The following is a 20038-nucleotide window of genomic DNA, read 5'->3' as shown; positions in this document are numbered from 1 at the left end:
TAACGAATAGATAGCTAATTGATATCTGATTGCGAATATGAAAGCAATTTTGTTGCGTGCCCCAGGTGGTCTTGAAAATCTGAAGATGGCCGAGATTGACGATCCAGGCAAACCCGGCCCCGAGTGTATTCGAGTACGGCTTCATGCGAGTTCGCTAAATTATCATGACTACAACGTTGCGACGATTTCCGGTGCAATCAAAGATCGGCTGATTCCTCTCTCCGATGGGGCGGGCGTAATTGAAGAAGTCGGATCCGGTGTGTCGGAATATAAACCTGGTGACAGTGTCGTTTCATGCTTCTCGCCGATCTGGCAGCTTGGTCGCCCTCCTGTACTTGATTTTTCGTCCGTTCCCGGTGATGGTGTCGATGGATATGCTCGTGAGGTGGTGAATGCACCGGCGCGTTCGTTCACACATGCGCCACGTGGGTACACGCACGCCGAGGCCGCTACTTTGACGACAGCGGGACTTACTGCCTGGCGAGCTTTGGTTGTCGAAGGGCAAATCCAGGCGGGTGATACGGTATTGGTATTAGGCACCGGGGGAGTGTCGATTTTCGCGATACAATTCGCGAAACGCATGGGTGCAACCGTGATCGTAACGTCTTCGTCCGACGAGAAACTCGAACGAGCCAGCAAGCTTGGTGCTGATTACACGATCAACTACAAGACATGCCCGGAATGGGGGCGTCGTGTGCTTGGACTCACCGATGGTCGGGGTGTTGACCAAGTCATCGAGCTTGGTGGGCCAGGGACATTGGCGCAATCAATAGAAGCTGTCCGTTTGGGTGGCATGATTGCTCTCATTGGCGTTCATACGGGCTGGGGAGGGCACGTACCAACCGTTCAATTGATGGCAAAACAAGCGCGTTTGCAAGGCATTATTGTAGGTAGCCGTCTTCAACAAGTTGAGATGATTCGGGGCATCGATGCGACGGGATTGCATCCTGTGATTGATCGTAGCTTTGGTTTGTCGGATCTCGCGGCCGCGTTTCGTCATCAGGAAAAAAACAGCCATTTCGGAAAGATTGGCATTTCCATATAACGGATTTTTCCTGAAAATATTATTTATTGCGGCGAGTTAGATATGTGCCGTGAGCTTACTGCGGCTTGATGGGTTGGCCTACAGTGGTAACGGTTATTGGAGGTTGTTATGCGCAGCCCAGGAGCACCAAGTCTAGATCAGTTGCGGGTTTTTCTGACTGTTGTGGAGGCGGGGAGCTTTTCTGCGGCAGCCAGACAGTTGAGTCGAGCAACATCAGCGGTCAGCTACACGATTTCCTCGTTGGAATCCCAGTTGGGTGTTTTGCTGTTTAACCGCGAGTTATCCAGAAAACCAATTCTGACAGAGGCCGGCGTCGCTGTTTTAACGGAAGCGCGAACGGTATGCGACGGCGTTGATAACCTACGCGCGCGCGTGCAAGGCATCGTTGCCGGGCTCGAGGCAGAAGTGGTGCTGGCTGTGGACGTCATGCTCCCAATAGAACGGCTGGTCGATGCCCTGCAAGCCTTCGAAGTCGAGTTTCCGACGGTCACAATCAAGCTTCATGTCGAGGCACTGGGTGCGGTTGCGCATCTCGTTCATGGAGGTGGCGCCGATATTGGCATCAGTGGTCCGCTGCAGTTGCCCTTTGCTGGTGTCGAGCAGATTCATGTTGGCCATGTTGAGCTCGTCCCAGTAGCTTCTCCTTCACATCCCCTGTTCCAGAATGGAGAACCGGATCCAGGAGATACGCGCAGGCATGTACAGCTCGTCTTAACGGACCGCTCGCCGATTACGGAGGGCCATGACTTCGGCGTACTCAGTCTTCGGACATGGCGTTTGGCCGATCTTGGTGCAAAGCATGCATTGCTGGTTGCAGGGATTGGATGGGGCAACATGCCTGAACCTATGGTGCGCGCTGACCTCGAGGCGGGCAGATTGGTAAAACTCAATTTGGCTGAATCGGACGGCGGGCGGTATGGATTAAGTGCGATATATCGCACCGATGCACCTCCCGGCCCAGCCGCTTCCTGGCTCATTCGACGCTTTGCGGAACAAGCTTCGAAATAACATCGAGCAATAGCGGATACCTCTGCGAAATTCAGGGAGCGGGGTTAGAAGGACTTTGCTAAAAGTCCATCGGCGATATTGAAATAGCAGGCCACGCGGTCAGGCTAAAGTCGTCGGTCGAGCCGCAGCGGATTCACGTGCGGAAGTCCATTGCGCAACGAGCGATACCGCCGTCGAGATAGCGAGGCAGCTACGAGGCCAGTCCAACATTGCTGCGGGTCATAGCGCGACGGACGCATCACATGCGGGCATGGTCGAGCGCATCGAGGATCGCGGAGACGCTCAGCCATTCGGAGGGGCGTCGTTCCTGCTTAGTACCCCGCAGAACTCCGCTTTCCCGTTGTAGTAGGTCGCATGCGAGATGCGTTACGTGGCACAGCTCCGCCGCCTTGTACGTAGCCATCGTCGGCTGATGGAGTCAGGTCGGCGACATCCCGCCCGCTGCCGCACATTGCTATAGCCAATTCAAAAATGCCGCTGACGCACCAGCATTAACTTATACCAACCCGCCTCTGAGATCTTCGGTGTGGTTCAACGTTCGATACCGGCGCATGTCACGCTGTCGCACAAACTCAAGAAGTGCCTGTGTCGTTCGTCTCAATAGTACAAAATAAGTTATTTAAAAACATGAGACTAGCCGCGATTCGAGCGATATCCGAGCGTCGCCGAAGACTTTTTCGAGCGGCTCGATATCATCGTTGCGATGTTTGCGAGGCGAATGTCTCGAAGGAGCGTGGATAGGGACTTTGCGTCTCCGCCCGGCTCCACATCGATAAAAACCAACAGAATTCGGATGATTGGCTGCACTGATTGTCGGTCCCATCTTCCTCATGGAGACGCCCGATCATCGCTCGAGTTGCAGTGATCGGGGCACGGTCGTTCTTGTCAGCTTGTCTGGGTTTTTTATGTTGCAGCGGCGCCTGCTTGCACCGGCATGATTCTCAGGAAGAGCGTCCTTCGCCGCTTTCTGCTCCTGTCCATTGCGGCGGCCGTCGTGCCGGTGCTGGGTATCGGTTTCCTTTATGACCGGCTGACCAACACGGCGTTCGAGCGGATGCTGGGTGAGCGCGTGAGCGCGCACTTTACCGCGACGGTGAGCCGGCTCGCTACGTTCATGGAGAATCGGCGGTATCAGGCAGAGACGATCGCCAACTACCCCGGCATAGGCGCAATAGCTCGCGATGGCCAACGCCGTCCGCCACCGGACATTGCCGCGCTGCTACAGGTGGAGGCCGATCAGCCGGACCTGTATGGCATCTTGTTCTTCAGGGGCGACGGCCACCTGACACGAGTGATTCCAGGGCAAGCCGCCTCCGGGCGGGCCTACTGGGGCGAGCGTCCGTTCGAGATCGCGGCGCTTCCGGTCGCGAGACTGGGAGAGGCCGAGATTCTTGGGCCCGTTGCGCCTCAGGGGAACGAATCGGGCTGGTTCCTGCTGAAGCAGTCGATACCGAATTCGGCGGACTCGGCGGGGCGCCTCAGTTTCGTCGCGCTTCATGTACGACTCGCATCGTTGGGCGAACAACTCGGCGCGACCCCGGCGATCGGGGCATTGCGCCCGTTGCTGCGCACGCCAGCCGGCGATATCGACAACGTAGGCCGGGTGGTCGTTGCGCATCAGAAGCTGCTGGATGGTCCGGATTTCATCGCGGGGTGGAAGCCCTTGCTCGAAGTCGAGCCCGGCGAAGTGGTCGGCTCGCTCGAATCCGAGCGTAGGGCGCTCCTACTGGCGGTCTTCGTCGGCGTGGTCGCCATGGTCTGGTTCTATCTCGCGCTATCGGGTCGAATGCGGACACGGATCAAACCGCTGCTCAGCGCGACCACGGCGATCTCGTCCGGCAGATGGGGGCATCGAATTCCAGAAGACGGAGACGACGAGATCACGGCGGTATCGCGCGCGTTGAACACGATGTCGGGAAAATTGCAGCAGACGCTGGACGAGGCCGTGCAGATGGAGCGCCTGGCCGTGCTCGGCGAGTTCGCGACCCGGATCGCGCACGAGGTGCGCAATCCGCTCGCGTCGCTCAAGACGACCAGCCAGGCGCTGGGCCGGCGTGAAGCCGATGCCAAGCGCAGGGCGCTGCTGGAGGACATGGAAAGCGAGATCGACCGCCTGGCCGGAGTCGTGTCCGACCTCGTCGATTTCGGTCGCCCCCGCGCACCGCAACGCACGTATGTAGACGCGGGCGAACTGTTTCACAAGGTCGTCCAGCTTACGCAGAGCACGGCGGACCGCAAGGCGGTCCACCTGACTTGTCTTGGCGCGTCGAAGCTGCTGTTCTTCATCGATCGTGACCAGATCATCCAGGTCCTCGTCAATCTCGTCCTGAACGCCGTGGAGGCGACCGGCGCCCAAGGCGCAGTGTTGCTGCGGGCAAGCCGGAGCGATCACGCGATCTCGATCGAGATCTGCGATACGGGAATCGGTATTCCCGAGGATATTCGCAAGCGGGTAACCGAGCCGTTTTTCACGACCAAGAGCCGGGGAGTGGGATTGGGGTTGAGCATCGCCCGGCAGTTGGTCGAACTCAATGGCGGTGACATGAGCATCGACAGCCAGGCGGGCCAAGGCACCTCGGTCATGCTGAGTTTCTCGGTCACCCATCGAGCAGAGCCATGAAGACCATTCTGATAGTCGACGACGAGACGAGCCTCGCCAAATCCCTGACGTTCGCGCTGGAAGAAGAGGGCTTCGTGGTGCATACGGCGGCGTCGGGCAACGTGGCGCTCGACATGGTCGGGCATGTCTCGCCCGATGTGATGTTGCTCGATCTGAAGTTGCCGGACATGAGCGGGCTCGATGTCATCGAGGCGCTCTCGGGCCGCGACCATCGTCCGCAGATCATCATGATCTCGGCCCACGGCGACACGCGCGCCGCCGTCAAGGCGGTCAAGCTCGGCGCGACCGACTACCTGACCAAGCCGTTCGACCTCGATGACCTGTTTCATTGCATCGACAGTGCGCTCGACCGGACGCGGATGGAAAACGAGATCGAGTTTCATCGCAACGAGGTGGTGCGCAAGGGCGGAATACTTGGAGCCAGCCCGGTCATCAAGGCGCTTGAGGCAACCATCGATCGCGTGGGGAATAGCAATGCATCCAGGATTCTGGTGCTCGGCGAGTCAGGCACGGGCAAGACGCTGGTCGCGAAGGCGGTCCATAGCCGCGGGTCGCGTTCCCAAGGCCCGTTCATCGAGATCAATTGCGCATCGTTGCCGGAGCAACTGATCGAGGCGGAACTCTTCGGTGCAGAGAAGGGTGCCTATACCGGCGCGCATCAGCGACGCGTCGGGCTGGTCGCGCTCGCGGATGGCGGCACGCTCTTTCTCGACGAAATCGGCGAGTTGCCGCTGCCCTTGCAGGCAAAGCTGCTGCACTTTCTGGAAAACGGACACTACCGCCCGGTGGGTGGCGGCCGCACGTTGATTGCCAACGTGCGCGTGATCGCAGCCACCAACCGGGATCTGCAAAGCGAGGTGGCGAGAGGAACGTTTCGCGAAGACCTGTTCTACCGATTGAACGTCATCACGCTGGTCGTGCCGCCTTTGAGAGCGCGCGGCGACGACGTGCTTGCGATTGCACGGCATTGCGCCTATACGTGCGCCGCCGAGGAACACGTCAAGCCCATCGTTTTTTCGGAAGCGAGCGCGCGCCATCTGCGCGCGTGCAATTGGCCCGGGAACGTTCGCCAACTGAAGAACCTGATCGAGCGGCTGACGATTCTCTATCCGGGAATGGAAATCGAACCGGCGCATCTCCCGCCTGAAATCGTATCGATACAGGGGGACACCGCGGATCCGAGTCCCCTCTCCCCACCGGTGCGCACAACGGACGTCATGTCGATCGCGCAGACGCTCGTCGGAACCGAGCGGGAACTGATTGCCGAGGCGCTGCACGCGACCGGCGGCCACAAAGGCCGTGCGGCGGATCGGCTCGGCATCTCGCGTCACGCCTTCAAGCGAAGGCTGCAACGGCTCAAGCTGAGTTGAGCGGATAGCGCTCGACGGCGCTCACCAGAGCGATGCGTTGAGCGGATGCCGCTCGCCTTTCGTCGCCCACATGCGCGTCGAAGGGCGACACCCCCTATGTTCACGGGGTTCTGCGCAGGTACGTCGACGTTGGCATGCAAGTTGCACTAGCTACCGTCAGATGCCGATCCACCCTGCGTGGTCAATAAGAGATCGGCACCGACGGAGACAACATGGATTCTCTCATCAGCACGGGCGCGGCGGATTCGCGCTCGCTCATGGCAGCGGCCGCTCGCCGGCAGGCCGCCCGAGCCGCGTTACTGGCGATGCTCATTGCGTTGCTTCTGGTTGCCGAGCACGCTCACGCCCGCGTCGAACTGGGTGCCGCCGAAGCGAGCGCCGACGCGAGCGTCGGTTGTCTGTATCCCTTGAGCGGGCGAGCTGCCGTCTTCGGCAAGGACAGCATCGCCGGCATGAAGCTGGCGCTGGCCGACCTGGATACCGAACTGCCGGCGAATGTACGGCCGCGGCTGCGCGTGCTGGTCGACGACGATCATTCGCTGACGTCCATCGCGACACGTATTGCCGAGGGGTATATCGAGCAAGACAAGGTGCGCTTCCTGTGCGGCGTGGTGAGTTCCAGTTTGGCGCGTGTCATCAGTCGCGTGGCGGCGCAGCACAAGATCATCATGGTCGGCACGGATCACGCGTCCTCGCGGTTGACCATCGAGGAAAGCAATCGATACTACTTTCGCGTGTCGAACGACACGTACTCTTCCATGGCGGCAGGCGCGCGCTATCTGGCCGCACTCAAGAAGAAGACCGGATGGAAGCGCATTGCGTTCGTCGGCCCCGATTACGAACTCGGGCATGTCGCGTCTCAGGATCTCGAAGACAACCTGCACGCGCTGGGCGTGCAGTATGAAATGGTGGGCTACTTCTGGCCCAAGCTCTACGAGCCCGATTACACGAACTACATTTCGGCGATTCGCAAGACCGGCGCGGATGTCGTCGTGACGGTCCTGTGGGGCGGCGACTTCCTCGCATTCCTGCAGCAAGCCATGAGCGCGGGGCTGCTGGAGCAGAGCTGGCTGGCGAATTTCGATAGCGGCGGAAACTACGACGTGCTCGTCGCGCTCGGCGAATCCACCCCCGAGCATCTCGTCCTGTCTTCCCGGCATCACGTCAACTGGCCCGATACGCCGGCCAACCGGAAGTTCGTGAACGATTTCCATCGGCTGGAGGGGCGCTACCCGACTTACGCCGCGGAAGGGGCGTATGCCGGCATCAAGGCCATCGGCTACGCGCTCGCCCGAAGCGGGAAGGCCGCCGATACCGACACCTTGATCCACGCGCTCGAAGGGATGCACCTCCCGCTTCCGAAAGACCCGCCGAACTCAGTGTCCTACATTGATCCCGAGACGCATCAGATCGCCCAGGCGGCCGCAGTCGGCGAAGTCGTTCCCGATACCGCCTACCCGCCCGCGAAGGTCATGTTGGGACACTGGGTCACGTATTCCGCCAGCGAGCTTGCTCCGCCACACGAACTCATTGAGCGGCGCCGGCAGCACCAGAATCAGCAGCTTCATAACCAGTAGTTGACTTCCAATCAGAATGGAGACACAGCAATGCCGTTTTTTTCTTCAAAAGCCGGACGCGCGACCGCGGTGTTCACGGGCGTGACGTTTGCACTGAGCTGCCTTTCGGGCAGCGCCGTGGCGCAGACGAACGACAAATACAAGATCGGAGTGGTGACGTTTCTGTCGGGCGCCGCTGCCGGGCCGTTCGGCGTTCCCGCCGCCAATGCAGCCAAGCTGATCGTCGATTCGATCAACGATGGCAAGATCCCCGCTCCCTATGCGACCAAGGGGATCAATGGCGTTCAGGTCGAGACGGTGACGATCGACGAGGCCGGCGGCGCGACCAAGCAAGCGGAGGAGTACCGCAACCTGGTCCAGCGGCAAAAAGTGAACGCCGTGGTGGGCTATATCTCGTCGGGCGACTGCCTGTCGGTCGGGCCACTCGCCGAGGAGATGAAAACGCCGACGGTTCTGTTCGACTGCGGCACGTCGAAAGTGTATGAAACCGTGAGTAATCCGAACTTCCTGTTCCGCACGGGGCTCGACTCGGTAGTCGATAACATCGCGGCCGCGCGTTATATCGCCGAGACCCGACCCAACATCAAGACGATCGGCAGCATCCAGCAAAACTATGCGTTCGGCCAGGATTCCTGGAACGATTTCAGTCTGGCGATCAAGCAGTTGATGCCGGCTACGAAGGTCGTCTCCGAGCAATGGCCGAAGCTGGGCCAGGGCCAGTACGGCGCCGAAGTCTCAGCGATGTCGGTCGCGAACCCGGATCTGATTCATTCGAGCCTCTGGGGCGGCGACATGGAAGCCATGATGCTGCAGGCATCGGCGCGCGGGCTGTTGGACAAGCGTTCGGTGCTTCTGACCTGCGGCGATACAGGCGTCGACCGCTTCAAAGGCCAGATCCCGAATGGGGTGATCGTGGGAGGGCGCGGCCCGTTCGGTGTCTTCGCGCCGAAGAATCCGCTGAATGATTGGTTCCGGGCCGCGTATATCGCTCAATTCAAGGAAGCGCCGACGTATCCGGCGTACAAGATGGCTCAGGCCATTCTCGGCCTCAAGGCGGCGGCTGAAAAGGCCGGCAAGCCGGGCTTCCCGGATGCGAACCAGCTGGTGAAGAATTTCGCCGGCCTGACATTCGAAGCGCCGAGCGGAACGGTGAAGATGTCGCGCGCCAAGGGCCATCAGGCCGTTCAAGGCGTTGCTTATGGCGAATACAGCTTCGACCAGAAAACGAAGAAAGCGACCGTCGTGAAGGTCAAATCCTACTCTGGTGAATGTTTGATGCCGCCCGACGGTACCCCCTCGGCCGCTTGGATCAAGGCAGGTTTCCCTGGCGCCAAGTGCAGCTGATCTGACCTGAACAATCTGTTTATTTTGGACGCAAGCAAGGCTAACGCCTTGCTTCGAGGACAAGCATGTCTAATTTCTTAGCGATCCTGATCGACGGCGCCATCTATGCCTCTTGGCTATTCATGGTCGCGGCCGGGATGACCATCATCTACGGCGTCATGCGAGTGCTCAACATGGCGCATGGGAGTTTCTATGCCATCGGCGCGTATTCGGCTGCCTCTGCGATCACGGCGTACTTTTCCGGTGACCAAAACGCGCCCTACGTCAGCTATCTGATTCTCTTCGGATGTGCGCTGGTTGCCGGAACGGTGTGTGGTCTGTTGATCGAGCAGACGCTGCTGCGGTTTCTGCGCGGTAAAGACGAGATTCTGATGGTCATCGTGACCTATGCGCTGTTGTTGATTTTCGAAGACGTCATCAAGCTGATCTGGGGTGTGGACGCGTACTTCGCGTTCCAGCCTTATCGGCTGCTCGGTCAATCCGAGCCAGCCGAAGGCCTGCGTTTTGCGAACTATGATTTTGCGCTGATCCTTGTGTCCATCGTGATCGGTGTCATCGCCTGGTTCGCCTTGAACCGGACCAAGCGGGGCCGCCTCCTGAAAGCCGTGATCCATGACCGTGAGATCGCCGTCGCCATGGGCGTGAACGTCAATTTCATGTTTGCGGCCACCTTCGTCGTCGGTGCCATTCTCGGCGCGCTGGCAGGCGCGCTGACCGCTCCATCGATATCGGTCACACCGGGCATTGGCGTCGAGGTGATCGTGCTGGCGTTTGCGGTCGTGGTGGTCGGTGGGCTTGGAAGCATCGGAGGGGCGGCGGTCGGCGCCATTCTGGTCGGCATGTCGCGTTCAATCGCAGTTCACCTCGCTCCAGAGTTCGAACTTTTCGTCATCTATGGCGTGATGTTCCTGGTGCTCGCGCTTCGACCGCGCGGGCTTTTCGGGCAGGACCTCGTTCGCAAGATCTGACATGAAAACCTATCTCCAACGTTATGCGACGACCGAGCGCTTGATTCTCGTCACTGCTGTCATTCTCGTCGCCCTGGCTTGGGTCGTGCCCGGCTGGCTGATGTTCCTGTTGACCATTTCCTTGGCAAAGGCACTCGTGGTCCTTGGCGTCGTGCTTCAGATGCGCGCCGGTCTGGTCTCGTTCGGCCAGGCATTGTGCTATGCGATCGGCGGATACGGTGCGGGCATGGGCGCGCAGATGCTGGGCGTGCACGATGCGTTCGTGCTGCTTCTGATCGGCGTGGTCTGTGCGGTGGTCGTGGCGCTCGTGTGTGGGCTGTTGCTGTCGCGCTACCGGGACATCTTCTTCGCAATGCTCACGCTGTCGCTTTCCATGATTCTCTACGGCGTGCTGGTGAAGTCGTCGCTGCTTGGCTCGACGGACGGCTTCAATGTTCCGCCCGTCAGCTATTTCGGATGGGCACCTCAAGGCGACGAGCAAGCGCTGGCCAACTATCTGCTGGCCGTGCTGCTCGGCTTGATCGGGGCGCTTGCGTGCCACCGCTTCATCGTGTCGGCAGTCGGCGGCCTGACCGAAGCCGTGCGTGAATCCGAAGTACGCGTCGATTATCTCGGCGTGTCGCCGCGACGCATCATCTTCATCAACTATGTCGTCGCGGCGGGGATTTCTGCGCTCGGTGGCGGGCTCACCGCGCTTGCGACCGGACACGTCGATCCGGATATGGCGTTCTGGACAACCTCCGGCGAGTTCGTGTTTATCGCGATTCTCGGCGGCACGGGCCATGTTGCGGCACCGTTCCTCGGTGCGCTGGTGTTCTCGACGATCCGTACTTATGCGATCCAGGAGGCACCCCATACCTGGCAGATGACGCTTGGCATCGTGCTGCTCATCCTCGTGTTGTTTCTCCCGAAGGGGCTCTGGAGCCTCGGCAGCAAATTCTCCAAGGGGGCGAAGGCATGAATGCAGTTCTGGAAACCCGCAGCCTCACCAAGAGCTTCGGTGCGGTATTCGCCGCCAAGAGCCTGGACGTGCGCATCGGCAAGGGTGAGGTAGTCGGCGTCATCGGATCGAACGGTGCCGGCAAGACTACGTTTATCAACATGGTGACGGGCTATCTGCTTCCGACTTCGGGCGACATTCTTTTGGACGGAATGTCGGTGGTTGGACGCGCGCCTCGTGCGATCACCCGGCTGGGGATGGCACGCTCGTTTCAGGTCGCACAATTATTTCCCCAATTCACAGTGCTCGACAACGTGGTTGCTGCGTTGGTCGCGAGCGAAGCTTCCAGAAACTCGGTGCTGGCGCGCTTCTCCACCGAGCGCCGCCGGGCCAGGGCAATGGAGGTGCTGGAGGAGTTTGGGGTGAGCGACTACGCCGGTGCGGTGGTGAGAACGGTTCCGCAAGGGGCGCGAAAACTCATCGATATCGCCATGGCCCTGATCAGCAATCCGAGAATGCTTCTCCTCGACGAGCCGACCAGCGGTGTGAGCGTGGAAGAGAAATTTCCGCTCATGGACACCGTCATGAGCGCAGTGCGCAAGCACGGCGTGACCGTCCTGTTCGTTGAGCACGACATGGAAATCGTTGCGCGATACGTGACTCGGATTCTTGCGTTCTACAGCGGTGAAATCATCGCGGACGGCCCTCCCATGGACGTGTTGGCCAATGCCAAGGTCCAGGAGCTCGTCATCGGCCACCATCTCGACATCGCCTCTCTGGGGAAAGCCACATGAGCCTCGCTTTGGATATTCAGTCGCTAAACGTATCGATAGATAGGATTCCGATTCTTCGTGATGTGTCCATGTCGGTTCCGAAGGGCAAGATGGCCGGGCTCATCGGGCGCAATGGCGCGGGCAAGACGACCCTGATGAGGGCGATCATGGGTCTGCTGCCGTCCAAAGCGGCCCGTTTCCATGCCGATGGCCAAGACCTTGCGAAGGTGCCCCCGTACCGGCTGGCTCGCTTGGGCATCAGCTATCTGCCGGAAGACCGGAGGCTGATCCCGAGCCTGACAGTCGAGGAAAACATCCTCATGCCGGCGTGGGCCACGAACATCCCCGACGCGCAGAAGCGTCTGGAATGGACCTACGAGCTAATGCCCGAAATCGCGGAATACCGCAAGCGCCGCGCCCTGCAACTCTCTGGCGGACAGCAGAAGCTCGTTGCGCTGGGGCGCGCGCTGATGGCCGGAACCAACCTCATTCTTCTCGATGAGCCGTTCGAAGGCGTGGCGCCCGTGCTTTCGCGGCGACTGACGGAAGTAATCGCGCAACTGCGGGCGCAAGGGCTCTCGATCATTCTCTCGGAGTCGGACGACACGCATTCGTCCGATCTCGTCGATGTGGTCTTTCGGATCGAACGCGGTGTCGTTCGATCCGACGAGGACCGCTAACTTACCAGGAACGATATGTCGGATTTTCTCTTCGAAACCGCACCCAAGATTGTTTGCGAAGCAGGCGCGTCTTTGCGTCTCGGATCACTCGCAAAGCAACTGGGAATGAAACGGGTGTTTCTCGTTACCGACTCGGGCGTGCTCAAGGCCGGGCTAGTCGAGGGGGCGATATCCGCACTCGAGAAAGACGGCCTGACGGTAACCGTGTTTTCGGACGTGCTGGCAGACCCACCCGAGGCAAGCATTGTCGCTGCGATCGGCCACGCTCAGGCGAGCCAGATCGACGGCGTGATTGGCTTCGGTGGGGGAAGCTCACTGGACACCGCCAAGCTGGTCGCGCTGCTCGCGCGTGCCGAACAAACGCTGACTGAAGTCTATGGCATCGGCAATGCGCGAGGCCCGCGCCTGCCGCTCATTCAGGTGCCAACGACTGCAGGAACGGGGTCGGAGGTCACGCCGATTTCTGTCGTGACCACGCCGTCGCTCGAAAAGAAGGGCGTGGTATCGCCGTATCTGTATCCCGATATTGCCGTGCTCGACAGCACGCTGACCACCGGTCTTCCCGCGGCAGTGACGGCCATGACGGGTGTCGACGCGATGGTCCACGCAATCGAGGCATACACGAGCAAGATTAAAAAGAACCCGATCTCGGATGCCCTGGCGATTCAAGCTCTGAGGCTGCTATACGCCAATCTTCCGACGGTCGTCGAGGACGGAAGCAATCTCGCTGCACGTGAAGCCATGCTGGTCGGGTCCTTGCTGGCCGGCATGGCGTTCGCGAATGCGCCGGTGGGCGCCGTTCACGCGCTCGCATACCCTCTGGGCGCCCGTTATCACCTGCCTCATGGACTCTGCAACTCGCTGGTTCTGATTCCGGTCATGGAGTTCAATTTGCCCCACGCGCAAACGCTTTATGCGGAACTCGGCAGAGTCATTCTCCCCGAGCTGGCCGGAGCGGACGATGACACGAGCGCCCGTGCATTGATCGATGCGCTGAAGGACCAGGTTGCCGCCATGCCGATCACGCAGAACCTCTCGCGAGCGGGTGTGGCCGAGCATGACATTCCGGCGCTCGCGGCAGATGCCATGAATGTGCAACGACTTTTGATGAATAACCCTCGGGAAGTCACCATCAGCGACGCAATTTCAATCTACGAGGCCGCCTTCCGGCAATGAGCGCTGGCTCGGCGTCGGATGGACGAGATGTACACGGACTCATTACTGCTTTGCTCGGGAGTGCCTCCCGAGTCGCAATCTCTCAAAGGACGATCATGAAACTCAAAGACGAAACACTGTTGCGCTCGCACGGCATCATCAACGGTCTCTGGATGGGCGCGCACAGTGGCGCAACGCACGAGGTTCGTAACCCCGCAACCGGCGAACTGATCACGACGGTGCCGGATATGGGCGAGGCAGAAACGCGCGCGGCAATCGACGCGGCCAACCAGGCCTTGCCTGCGTGGCGCGCCAAGACGGCAAAGGAGCGTTCCGTCATTCTCCGCCGTTGGTACGACCTCATGCTGGAAAACGAGGATGATCTCGCCTTGATCATGACGCTCGAGCAAGGAAAGCCGTTGGCCGAAGCGCGTGGAGAGGTGCGGTACGGCGCCGCGTTCGTGGAGTGGTTCGCCGAAGAAGCCAAGCGCGTGTATGGCGATGTCATCCCGGCTCCGAGCGCCGACAAGCGCATCATCGTGATCAAACAGCCGGTCGGTGTCACGGCGGCCATCACGCCCTGGAATTTCCCGATTGCGATGATTACTCGCAAAGTCGGTCCGGCGTTGGCGGCCGGTTGCACGTCGGTGGTGAAGCCTGCCGAGGCGACGCCGCTGTCTGCCTTGGCAATCGCCGAACTGGGCATCCGGGCCGGTATTCCTGCAGGCGTCCTGAACATCGTCACGACGGCTCGCCCGGCGGTCGTGGGCGAAGTGCTGACCAGCAGCCCGATCGTGCGCAAGATTTCGTTCACGGGCTCCACGGCGGTGGGCAAGAAGCTGATGGCGCAATCCGCCGGAACGGTCAAGCGCGTCTCGTTGGAACTGGGCGGCAATGCACCGTTCATTGTGTTCGACGATGCGGATGTCGAAGCCGCAGTGAAGGGGGCCATCGCATCGAAGTATCGCAACGCCGGTCAGACGTGCGTATGCGCCAATCGCTTCCTGGTTCAAAGCGGTATTTACGATAAGTTCGTGACCCGACTCGCCGAGGTTACGGCGGCGATGGCAGTCGACAACGGCCTCGTTCCCGGTGTGGAAATTGGGCCTCTGATCAACGAAGCGGCGGTCGCCAAGGTCGAACGTCTTGTTGCAGCGGCCGTGGAGAGTGGTGCAAAGGTGGCGCTGGGCGGATCGCGACACGAGAAAGGCCGCACCTTCTACATGCCGACCATCCTGACTGACGTGACCGCGTCGATGGACATTTCCAGTGAAGAGATCTTCGGCCCGGTCGCCACGATCTTCCGCTTCCAGACCGAGGAAGAGGCGGTTGCGCTCGCCAACGATACGCCTTTCGGATTGGCCGCGTATTTTTATACCAAGGACATCCACCGTGTCTGGCGCGTGACGGAAGCGCTGGAGTACGGCATCGTCGGCGCCAACGAGGGCTTGATTTCAACCGAAGTCGCGCCGTTCGGCGGCATGAAGGAATCGGGTACTGGTCGAGAAGGTTCGAAATACGGCATCGACGAATACCTCGAGATCAAGTATCTCTGTCTCGGCGGTAATTGAACATGACGCCGGGGCGCTTGATGCGATTCGCGACCCCGGCTTAGTGATGGGACTTGATTTCGGCTTGCTTCATCGAGTCCCAACTTGATTGAGTAGCCATTCCTTGAATGCGACTACCGGCGCTGAAGTTTCGCGTTCTTTTCGATAAACAAGGTAATAGGCTAGTTCGCAGGTTTCGACTTCCGGAAATGGTTGAACGAGTCGGCCATCGGCAAGATCTCGTTCGACCAGAGAACTTCTTCCAAGTGCGACGCCATTTCCCGAGATTGCCGTTTGAATAGCCAAGGCGGAATCGTTGAACTGTAGTCCGCGGTCGCAATCGACAGCCTCGGCACCGCCAAATTTCTGAAGCCACGAGCGCCAGGTAGGGAATGCTCCAAAATCACTCATTGAAATATCATGAATGAGGCGATGATGTTTTAAATCAGTTGGGGATTTTAAGCGATGCTTGCCATCGAGTAGGGCTGGGCTGCAGACCGGGAAAAATTCATCTCGGAGCAAGAATGTGGAGACCATGTCTGTCCACGTTCCCGCACCATATCGAATACCGACGTCAATTCGGTCCGCCGTGAAATCGACGAGACGCCTGCTGCTATCTATGCGAAGGTCGTAATAAGGATGTTGCTTTTGAAAGGAATCGACCCGCAAAGTCAACCACTTATCTGCGAACGCTGGCGGTATCGTTATCGTGAAGATAATGCGGGACTTGCTCGCCCTCAATCTTTCTACTGCTGTAGACAATAGATCAAAGCCACTCTGCAGATCGGATAACGCAGTTCGCGCCGCATCCGTTAGCGTCAATCTGGACGGACCAGAGGTCGAGCGGTGAAATAGCTCGACCTCTAGGTGGCTCTCGAGCCCTCTGATTAATTGACCAACAGCCGCCGGGGTCACGTTGAGCTCCACGGCTGCGGTTTGATAGCTGAGATGGCGAGCTACTGCCTCAAAGGCACGCAACGCGTTCAGGTTGTTCGGTGCCCGCATTTTTCGGTAAGAGAGGATTTGAGTGCATAAACCAGATTGATAATAATACCTTATTTTATCAACTCCGGCCTAGCGCTCTACCAATCTCGAACTGATGCTGAAAAACTCAATTCAAATGCATCTGCTGGTCATTTGGATGCGGTGGTGTCGCAGTTTTCCAAGAGAAATGGAAGCATGCGCTCCAGGAGAAGGTCCGGAATTTCTTCCGGGATGAAATGTCCGCATGGTAGAGGGCCGCCCTCGACATGCGGTGCGAATTTTCGCCATTCATTCAACGCGTCGAAGTGATGATGGATTACATTGTTTTCGCCCCACAATGCGAGAAACGCGCATCGTATTTGCTTTCCTTGCTGCAACGCGTCGCGATCGTGATCAAGATCAATGGATATACTCGCTCGGTAGTCTTCACACATGCCGTGAGCCGTTTGAGGATTCGAGATGCAGCGAAGATATTCCGCGTAGGCTTCATCCGTGAATGGCGTCCGGCCGGCGCTGCCACTACACATGCTTTGATCTAGAAAGAGTTTTGGATCGGCACGGATGAGCGTTTCCGGAAAGGGTGCTGGTCGCACAAGCATGAACCAATGCCAATATGCGCGCGCAAACTCGAAGGATGTTTGTTCATACATCGAGAGGGTCGGTGCGATGTCAAGCGTTACGAGCCGGGTCACGACGTCCGGATGGTCGATCGCCATTCGTGCGGCCACACGACCGCCACGGTCGTGCCCGATAACCATGAAGGATTCGAAGCCGAGTGCACGCATGAGGCCGACTTGGTCCAGCGCCATGCGCCGCTTGGAATAGGTCGCGTGATCCTCCGAACCAACCGGCTTGCCGCTGTCGCCGTATCCTCTCAGGTCTGCAGCAACAACGGTGAAGTGCCGGGCAAGAAATGGCGTGATTTTGTGCCATATGACGTGCGTTTGCGGATGGCCGTGCAGCAACAGCAACGGCGGTCCGTCCCCGCCAATAATTGCATGGATCTCGGTGTTGTCAACGAATGTAGTCGCACTTTTAAACCCATCGAACATGGCTTTCTCTTCAGAAGTAAGGTTGCTTCAAACCTGACGTCGACCTTCCCATCGCGGGAATCAGTGACGCGACGTGCAAGGGCAACTGTCGCCGTGGTCAATGTCCTCGGCAAACTAGTAAATCTTTTTCACCCGAGAAGAAAAACTATTCGCGATAGTTTGCTTCGTGTGGTCGACACGTCCACTTGCTCTCGTGCGGGCCTGATGAAATCCGACGGCGTTGCTCGGTGGAGGCCTCGTGGTTCCGATGGCGTCAATGAAGCGCACGGCATGGATGTACTGGAAAATTCTGGACGCCAGTTGATCAAAGTTCTCGACACGAAACACGCGCTGGTCAGGGTTCTTCCGTGCTCAGTCGAAGGCGCCATGGGTGATCACAGGCCCCGGCTCGAGTTGAGCTGACCGCCGCAGATCCTGGTCAATCTACACGGATATCCACCGATCTGCAGGGGCTGGTCATCGCTCGCGCTGCGGCTCTGCGTAGGAAGGAATGCGAAATGAATGGATGTCGGGGCGGGTCAGTCGGCCGGACTGGCGTCCCCATCCGGCGTGCTGGCTTCCCAAAGCACTTCGAACAGGCTGGTCTGAAACGCCGTCATTTCGGCGCTTTGAATCGACAAGGCGTAATGCTCGGCCTTCGATGAAATGAAGGCCACCGTGTCGTCGTACAGGTAAGTCGTCACGCCGGCGTCGAACGCAGCGGGCGCGAAGCGCAACTCGCGGCGCTCGCGTTTCGAACTGCGCCACAAGTCGCGCATATCGGCCGGCCCGCAGCGGATCACGCGCAATGAAACACCCGATTTCACGCGCTTGGCCACGACACTCGCGATCGTTTCGTAGCCGGGCATCCGGAACAATTCGCTGTTCGACATGATCGCGCGCAATTCGCGCGAGCGGCAATCGAGCATTTCATCGAGCACCGCCTTGATGCCTTCGATGCCGGTGAAATACCGTACCTTGGGCTTGCCTCCCGCCGAGTTATGCATCGCGCGCAATTGCGGCAGCATTTCCTGCACGGCTTGCCGTTGCGCCTCTACGCGCCGTAGCAACATGATCGGATCCTGAGGAATCACGTAACTGCGCGCGCCTTTCTGAACGGTGGCAACAAGCCCCGTGGCGAGCAGGCGATCCATCACCTCGTAGGCATTCGTGCGGCCGATGCCGGCCTTTTGGGCGATCGCGGCAACCGTGGCTTCACCAAGCTCGAGCGAGGCGAGATAGAAGTCGGCTTTGTGCCCGTCAATGCCCGCCAACTGCAACATCTCCACAAGATTCATGCTTTTGCTCCTGGTAACCCGGTTGCCGATTTCTTGCGTGTCTGTGTGTGAGCGCCGGCCACTGCCGCCGTGCGCGTGCCTTCGTATTGCAACTCTCGGGTCGTGTCGAGAATGAAGCGTCGCAGCCACGCGTTCTGAGGATCGTCGTTGCGCGACGCCTTCCACACCATGAACACCCGAAATGCCGGCGTGGTGATGGGGACGGGGCTGACGGTAAGCCGCGCGATGCGCGCATAGGCGTGCGCGGCGAAGGTGGGCAGCGTGGCGATCGCGTCGCAATATACGAGCGAGGCCAGCGCGCCCGAGAAGTGCGTAAACGACGCGCTGACGCGGCGCGGAATGCCCTCGCTTTCCAGCAGGTCGTCGACGAAGCCGCGCCGGCCGTCGCGCGACACGCGCACGTGAGGATGCGCCAGATACTCATCGCGCGTGATCGGGCTCTTGATGTGAAGCCGCGGGCCGTCGTACAGGCACGAGTATGACGACGAGAACAGGATCTGCGATGAGTAGTGCGAACTGAGCGCCTTCGGCTCGGACACCAGCGCCAGATCCACCGCGTCGTCGGCCAGCGCCGATTTCCACAGCGTGCTGTTGGTTTGCAGGAACGCGAGGCTGATCGACAGATTGCGCGCGGCCCCTTCGTTGACGAGCATCGGCGAGACGCAGCTTTCGATATCGTCGGACAGCGCGATATTGAACACGCGAGCCGAGGTTTCCGCCGCGAACGGCGACTTGCCGTCGATCATCACCGCGATCGCGGCCAAGGCTTCGGTCACCTTGGGCGCCAGTTCGAGGGCCCGCCGGGTCGGGAGCATGCCACCCTCGCCGCGCACGAACAACTCGTCGCCGAAATTCTCGCGCAGCCGCCGCAGCGACGAACTGACCGCGCCCTGCGTCAGATTCAGGATCTCGGCCGCGCGCGTCACGCTGCGCTCGCTCATCACGCACTGAAACACCACCAGCAGGTTCAGGTCCAGGCGGCTGATATTAGCCACGTTAATCACGCTCATTTTTATCAATCGTTTGATTAAATCAAGCGCTCATTTAACACTGACGCCGGCACGTTATGCAACACCGCGTGCATCAAATCTATCGGGGCTGGAACGGGGATGAACAGAGGGGAATCGTATGACGAACACTGCTATCGCGATGCATGAGGAGGCGGGCGCCAACGAGCGCGTCGACTTGCGCAAACGCTCGCTTGCCGTGGGTATCGGCAATTTCATGGAATGGTTCGACTTCGCGATCTACGGCTATTTCGCGTCGATCATCGGCAAGACCTTCTTTCCGTCGAGCGCGCCCGGCATCTCGCTGCTCTCCGCGCTGGCGGTGTTCGCGGTGGGGTTCATCTCGCGGCCGCTCGGGGCGCTGGTGCTGGGGCCGATCGGCGATCGCCTCGGGCGCCGCGCGGTATTGATCGCGACCGTGTTCGGGATGGGCGTGTCGACCACGCTGATCGGGCTGCTTCCCGGCTATGCCACGCTCGGCCTGGCCGCGCCGACCTTGCTGGTGGTGCTGCGCTTCCTGCAAGGGATGATGGTGGGCGGCGAGTGGTCGAGCGCGGGCATCTACATCGTCGAGAGCGCACCGAGAGCGCGCCGCGCGCTCGCCGCGAGCGTCATCACGGGCACGGCCGCCGCCGCGTTCCTGATCGGCACGTTCATCGCCGCGCTGTTGTCGATGTGGTTGAGCGAG

General features: G+C 59.6%; 17 protein-coding genes. 13 read left to right on the top strand and 4 right to left on the bottom strand.

Annotated elements, in window-relative coordinates; genetic code table 11:
• Positions 1-37: 37 nt before the first annotated feature.
• The 12 genes from ACYP33_RS00600 (at position 38) to ACYP33_RS00545 (ending at position 15051) form a co-directional block, all read left to right on the top strand.
• Positions 38-1045 (top strand): zinc-dependent alcohol dehydrogenase family protein, encoded by a 1008-nt coding sequence (locus ACYP33_RS00600; protein WP_459618999.1) that lies wholly within the window; start codon positions 38-40, stop codon positions 1043-1045.
• Between the two features lie 108 nt (positions 1046-1153).
• A complete protein-coding gene (locus ACYP33_RS00595; protein ID WP_459618997.1) occupies positions 1154-2053 on the top strand; it encodes a LysR family transcriptional regulator in 900 nt (299 codons plus the stop codon).
• A 934-nt stretch (positions 2054-2987) separates the two neighbouring features.
• Entirely contained in the window at positions 2988-4673 is a 1686-nt protein-coding gene (locus ACYP33_RS00590) for a sensor histidine kinase (RefSeq protein WP_459618995.1), read from the top strand.
• Positions 4670-6043, top strand: a complete 1374-nt coding sequence (locus ACYP33_RS00585; RefSeq protein ID WP_459618993.1) for a sigma-54-dependent transcriptional regulator — start codon at positions 4670-4672, stop codon at positions 6041-6043. Before ACYP33_RS00590 ends, ACYP33_RS00585 begins: the two co-directional genes overlap by 4 nt.
• Positions 6044-6255: 212 nt before the next feature.
• Positions 6256-7620 (top strand): ABC transporter substrate-binding protein, encoded by a 1365-nt coding sequence (locus ACYP33_RS00580; RefSeq protein WP_459618991.1) that lies wholly within the window; start codon positions 6256-6258, stop codon positions 7618-7620.
• 30 nt (positions 7621-7650) lie between these two features.
• Positions 7651-8964, top strand: coding sequence for an ABC transporter substrate-binding protein (locus tag ACYP33_RS00575; protein ID WP_459618989.1), 1314 nt, complete (start codon positions 7651-7653; stop codon positions 8962-8964).
• A 65-nt stretch (positions 8965-9029) separates the two neighbouring features.
• Positions 9030-9932, top strand: a complete 903-nt coding sequence (locus tag ACYP33_RS00570) for a branched-chain amino acid ABC transporter permease (protein ID WP_459618987.1) — start codon at positions 9030-9032, stop codon at positions 9930-9932.
• A 1-nt stretch (position 9933) separates the two neighbouring features.
• Positions 9934-10893, top strand: a complete 960-nt coding sequence (locus ACYP33_RS00565) for a branched-chain amino acid ABC transporter permease (RefSeq protein ID WP_459618985.1) — start codon at positions 9934-9936, stop codon at positions 10891-10893.
• Positions 10890-11666, top strand: coding sequence for an ABC transporter ATP-binding protein (locus ACYP33_RS00560; protein ID WP_459618983.1), 777 nt, complete (start codon positions 10890-10892; stop codon positions 11664-11666). Before ACYP33_RS00565 ends, ACYP33_RS00560 begins: the two co-directional genes overlap by 4 nt.
• On the top strand, positions 11663-12325 hold the full coding sequence (locus ACYP33_RS00555) for an ATP-binding cassette domain-containing protein (RefSeq protein ID WP_459618981.1): 663 nt from the start codon (positions 11663-11665) through the stop codon (positions 12323-12325). The genes ACYP33_RS00560 and ACYP33_RS00555 overlap by 4 nt, the downstream gene beginning before the upstream one ends.
• A 15-nt stretch (positions 12326-12340) precedes the next feature.
• Positions 12341-13501, top strand: a complete 1161-nt coding sequence (locus ACYP33_RS00550; protein ID WP_459618979.1) for an iron-containing alcohol dehydrogenase — start codon at positions 12341-12343, stop codon at positions 13499-13501.
• Between the two features lie 95 nt (positions 13502-13596).
• Positions 13597-15051, top strand: a complete 1455-nt coding sequence (locus ACYP33_RS00545; RefSeq protein ID WP_459618977.1) for an NAD-dependent succinate-semialdehyde dehydrogenase — start codon at positions 13597-13599, stop codon at positions 15049-15051.
• A 69-nt stretch (positions 15052-15120) separates the two neighbouring features.
• Here the strand turns inward: ACYP33_RS00545 and gcvA are convergent, their stop codons facing one another.
• The 4 genes from gcvA to ACYP33_RS00525 all read right to left on the bottom strand — a co-directional run bounded on the left by gcvA (position 15121) and on the right by ACYP33_RS00525 (position 19353).
• On the bottom strand, positions 15121-16035 hold the full coding sequence (gcvA, locus tag ACYP33_RS00540) for a transcriptional regulator GcvA (RefSeq protein ID WP_459618975.1): 915 nt from the start codon (positions 16033-16035) through the stop codon (positions 15121-15123).
• Between the two features lie 128 nt (positions 16036-16163).
• On the bottom strand, positions 16164-17066 hold the full coding sequence (locus ACYP33_RS00535) for an alpha/beta fold hydrolase (RefSeq protein WP_459618973.1): 903 nt from the start codon (positions 17064-17066) through the stop codon (positions 16164-16166).
• 518 nt (positions 17067-17584) lie between these two features.
• Complete coding sequence (locus ACYP33_RS00530; protein WP_459619038.1) at positions 17585-18328, bottom strand: TrmB family transcriptional regulator; 744 nt, start codon at positions 18326-18328, stop codon at positions 17585-17587.
• 11 nt (positions 18329-18339) lie between these two features.
• Complete coding sequence (locus ACYP33_RS00525) at positions 18340-19353, bottom strand: LysR family transcriptional regulator (protein WP_459618971.1); 1014 nt, start codon at positions 19351-19353, stop codon at positions 18340-18342.
• A 118-nt stretch (positions 19354-19471) separates the two neighbouring features.
• On the opposite strand from ACYP33_RS00525, the gene ACYP33_RS00520 reads away from it, so the two are divergent.
• The coding region (locus ACYP33_RS00520) for an MFS transporter (protein WP_459618969.1) at positions 19472-20038 on the top strand (567 nt) is incomplete at its 3' end.

This window comes from Burkholderia sp. 3C, from assembly GCF_054589155.1.
This window is presented reverse-complemented; position numbering and strand designations above follow the sequence as displayed.

What these genes read in the sequence shown, in the direction of transcription:
- ACYP33_RS00600 (WP_459618999.1), top strand. Translation starts at nt 38, where the DNA reads ATGAAAGCAATTTTGTTGCGTGCCCCAGGTGGTCTTGAAAATCTGAAG.
- ACYP33_RS00595 (WP_459618997.1), top strand. Translation starts at nt 1,154, where the DNA reads ATGCGCAGCCCAGGAGCACCAAGTCTAGATCAGTTGCGGGTTTTTCTG.
- ACYP33_RS00590 (WP_459618995.1), top strand. Translation starts at nt 2,988, where the DNA reads ATGATTCTCAGGAAGAGCGTCCTTCGCCGCTTTCTGCTCCTGTCCATT.
- ACYP33_RS00585 (WP_459618993.1), top strand. Translation starts at nt 4,670, where the DNA reads ATGAAGACCATTCTGATAGTCGACGACGAGACGAGCCTCGCCAAATCC.
- ACYP33_RS00580 (WP_459618991.1), top strand. Translation starts at nt 6,256, where the DNA reads ATGGATTCTCTCATCAGCACGGGCGCGGCGGATTCGCGCTCGCTCATG.
- ACYP33_RS00575 (WP_459618989.1), top strand. Translation starts at nt 7,651, where the DNA reads ATGCCGTTTTTTTCTTCAAAAGCCGGACGCGCGACCGCGGTGTTCACG.
- ACYP33_RS00570 (WP_459618987.1), top strand. Translation starts at nt 9,030, where the DNA reads ATGTCTAATTTCTTAGCGATCCTGATCGACGGCGCCATCTATGCCTCT.
- ACYP33_RS00565 (WP_459618985.1), top strand. Translation starts at nt 9,934, where the DNA reads ATGAAAACCTATCTCCAACGTTATGCGACGACCGAGCGCTTGATTCTC.
- ACYP33_RS00560 (WP_459618983.1), top strand. Translation starts at nt 10,890, where the DNA reads ATGAATGCAGTTCTGGAAACCCGCAGCCTCACCAAGAGCTTCGGTGCG.
- ACYP33_RS00555 (WP_459618981.1), top strand. Translation starts at nt 11,663, where the DNA reads ATGAGCCTCGCTTTGGATATTCAGTCGCTAAACGTATCGATAGATAGG.
- ACYP33_RS00550 (WP_459618979.1), top strand. Translation starts at nt 12,341, where the DNA reads ATGTCGGATTTTCTCTTCGAAACCGCACCCAAGATTGTTTGCGAAGCA.
- ACYP33_RS00545 (WP_459618977.1), top strand. Translation starts at nt 13,597, where the DNA reads ATGAAACTCAAAGACGAAACACTGTTGCGCTCGCACGGCATCATCAAC.
- gcvA (WP_459618975.1), bottom strand. Translation starts at nt 16,035, where the DNA reads ATGCGGGCACCGAACAACCTGAACGCGTTGCGTGCCTTTGAGGCAGTA.
- ACYP33_RS00535 (WP_459618973.1), bottom strand. Translation starts at nt 17,066, where the DNA reads ATGTTCGATGGGTTTAAAAGTGCGACTACATTCGTTGACAACACCGAG.
- ACYP33_RS00530 (WP_459619038.1), bottom strand. Translation starts at nt 18,328, where the DNA reads ATGTTGCAGTTGGCGGGCATTGACGGGCACAAAGCCGACTTCTATCTC.
- ACYP33_RS00525 (WP_459618971.1), bottom strand. Translation starts at nt 19,353, where the DNA reads ATGAGCGTGATTAACGTGGCTAATATCAGCCGCCTGGACCTGAACCTG.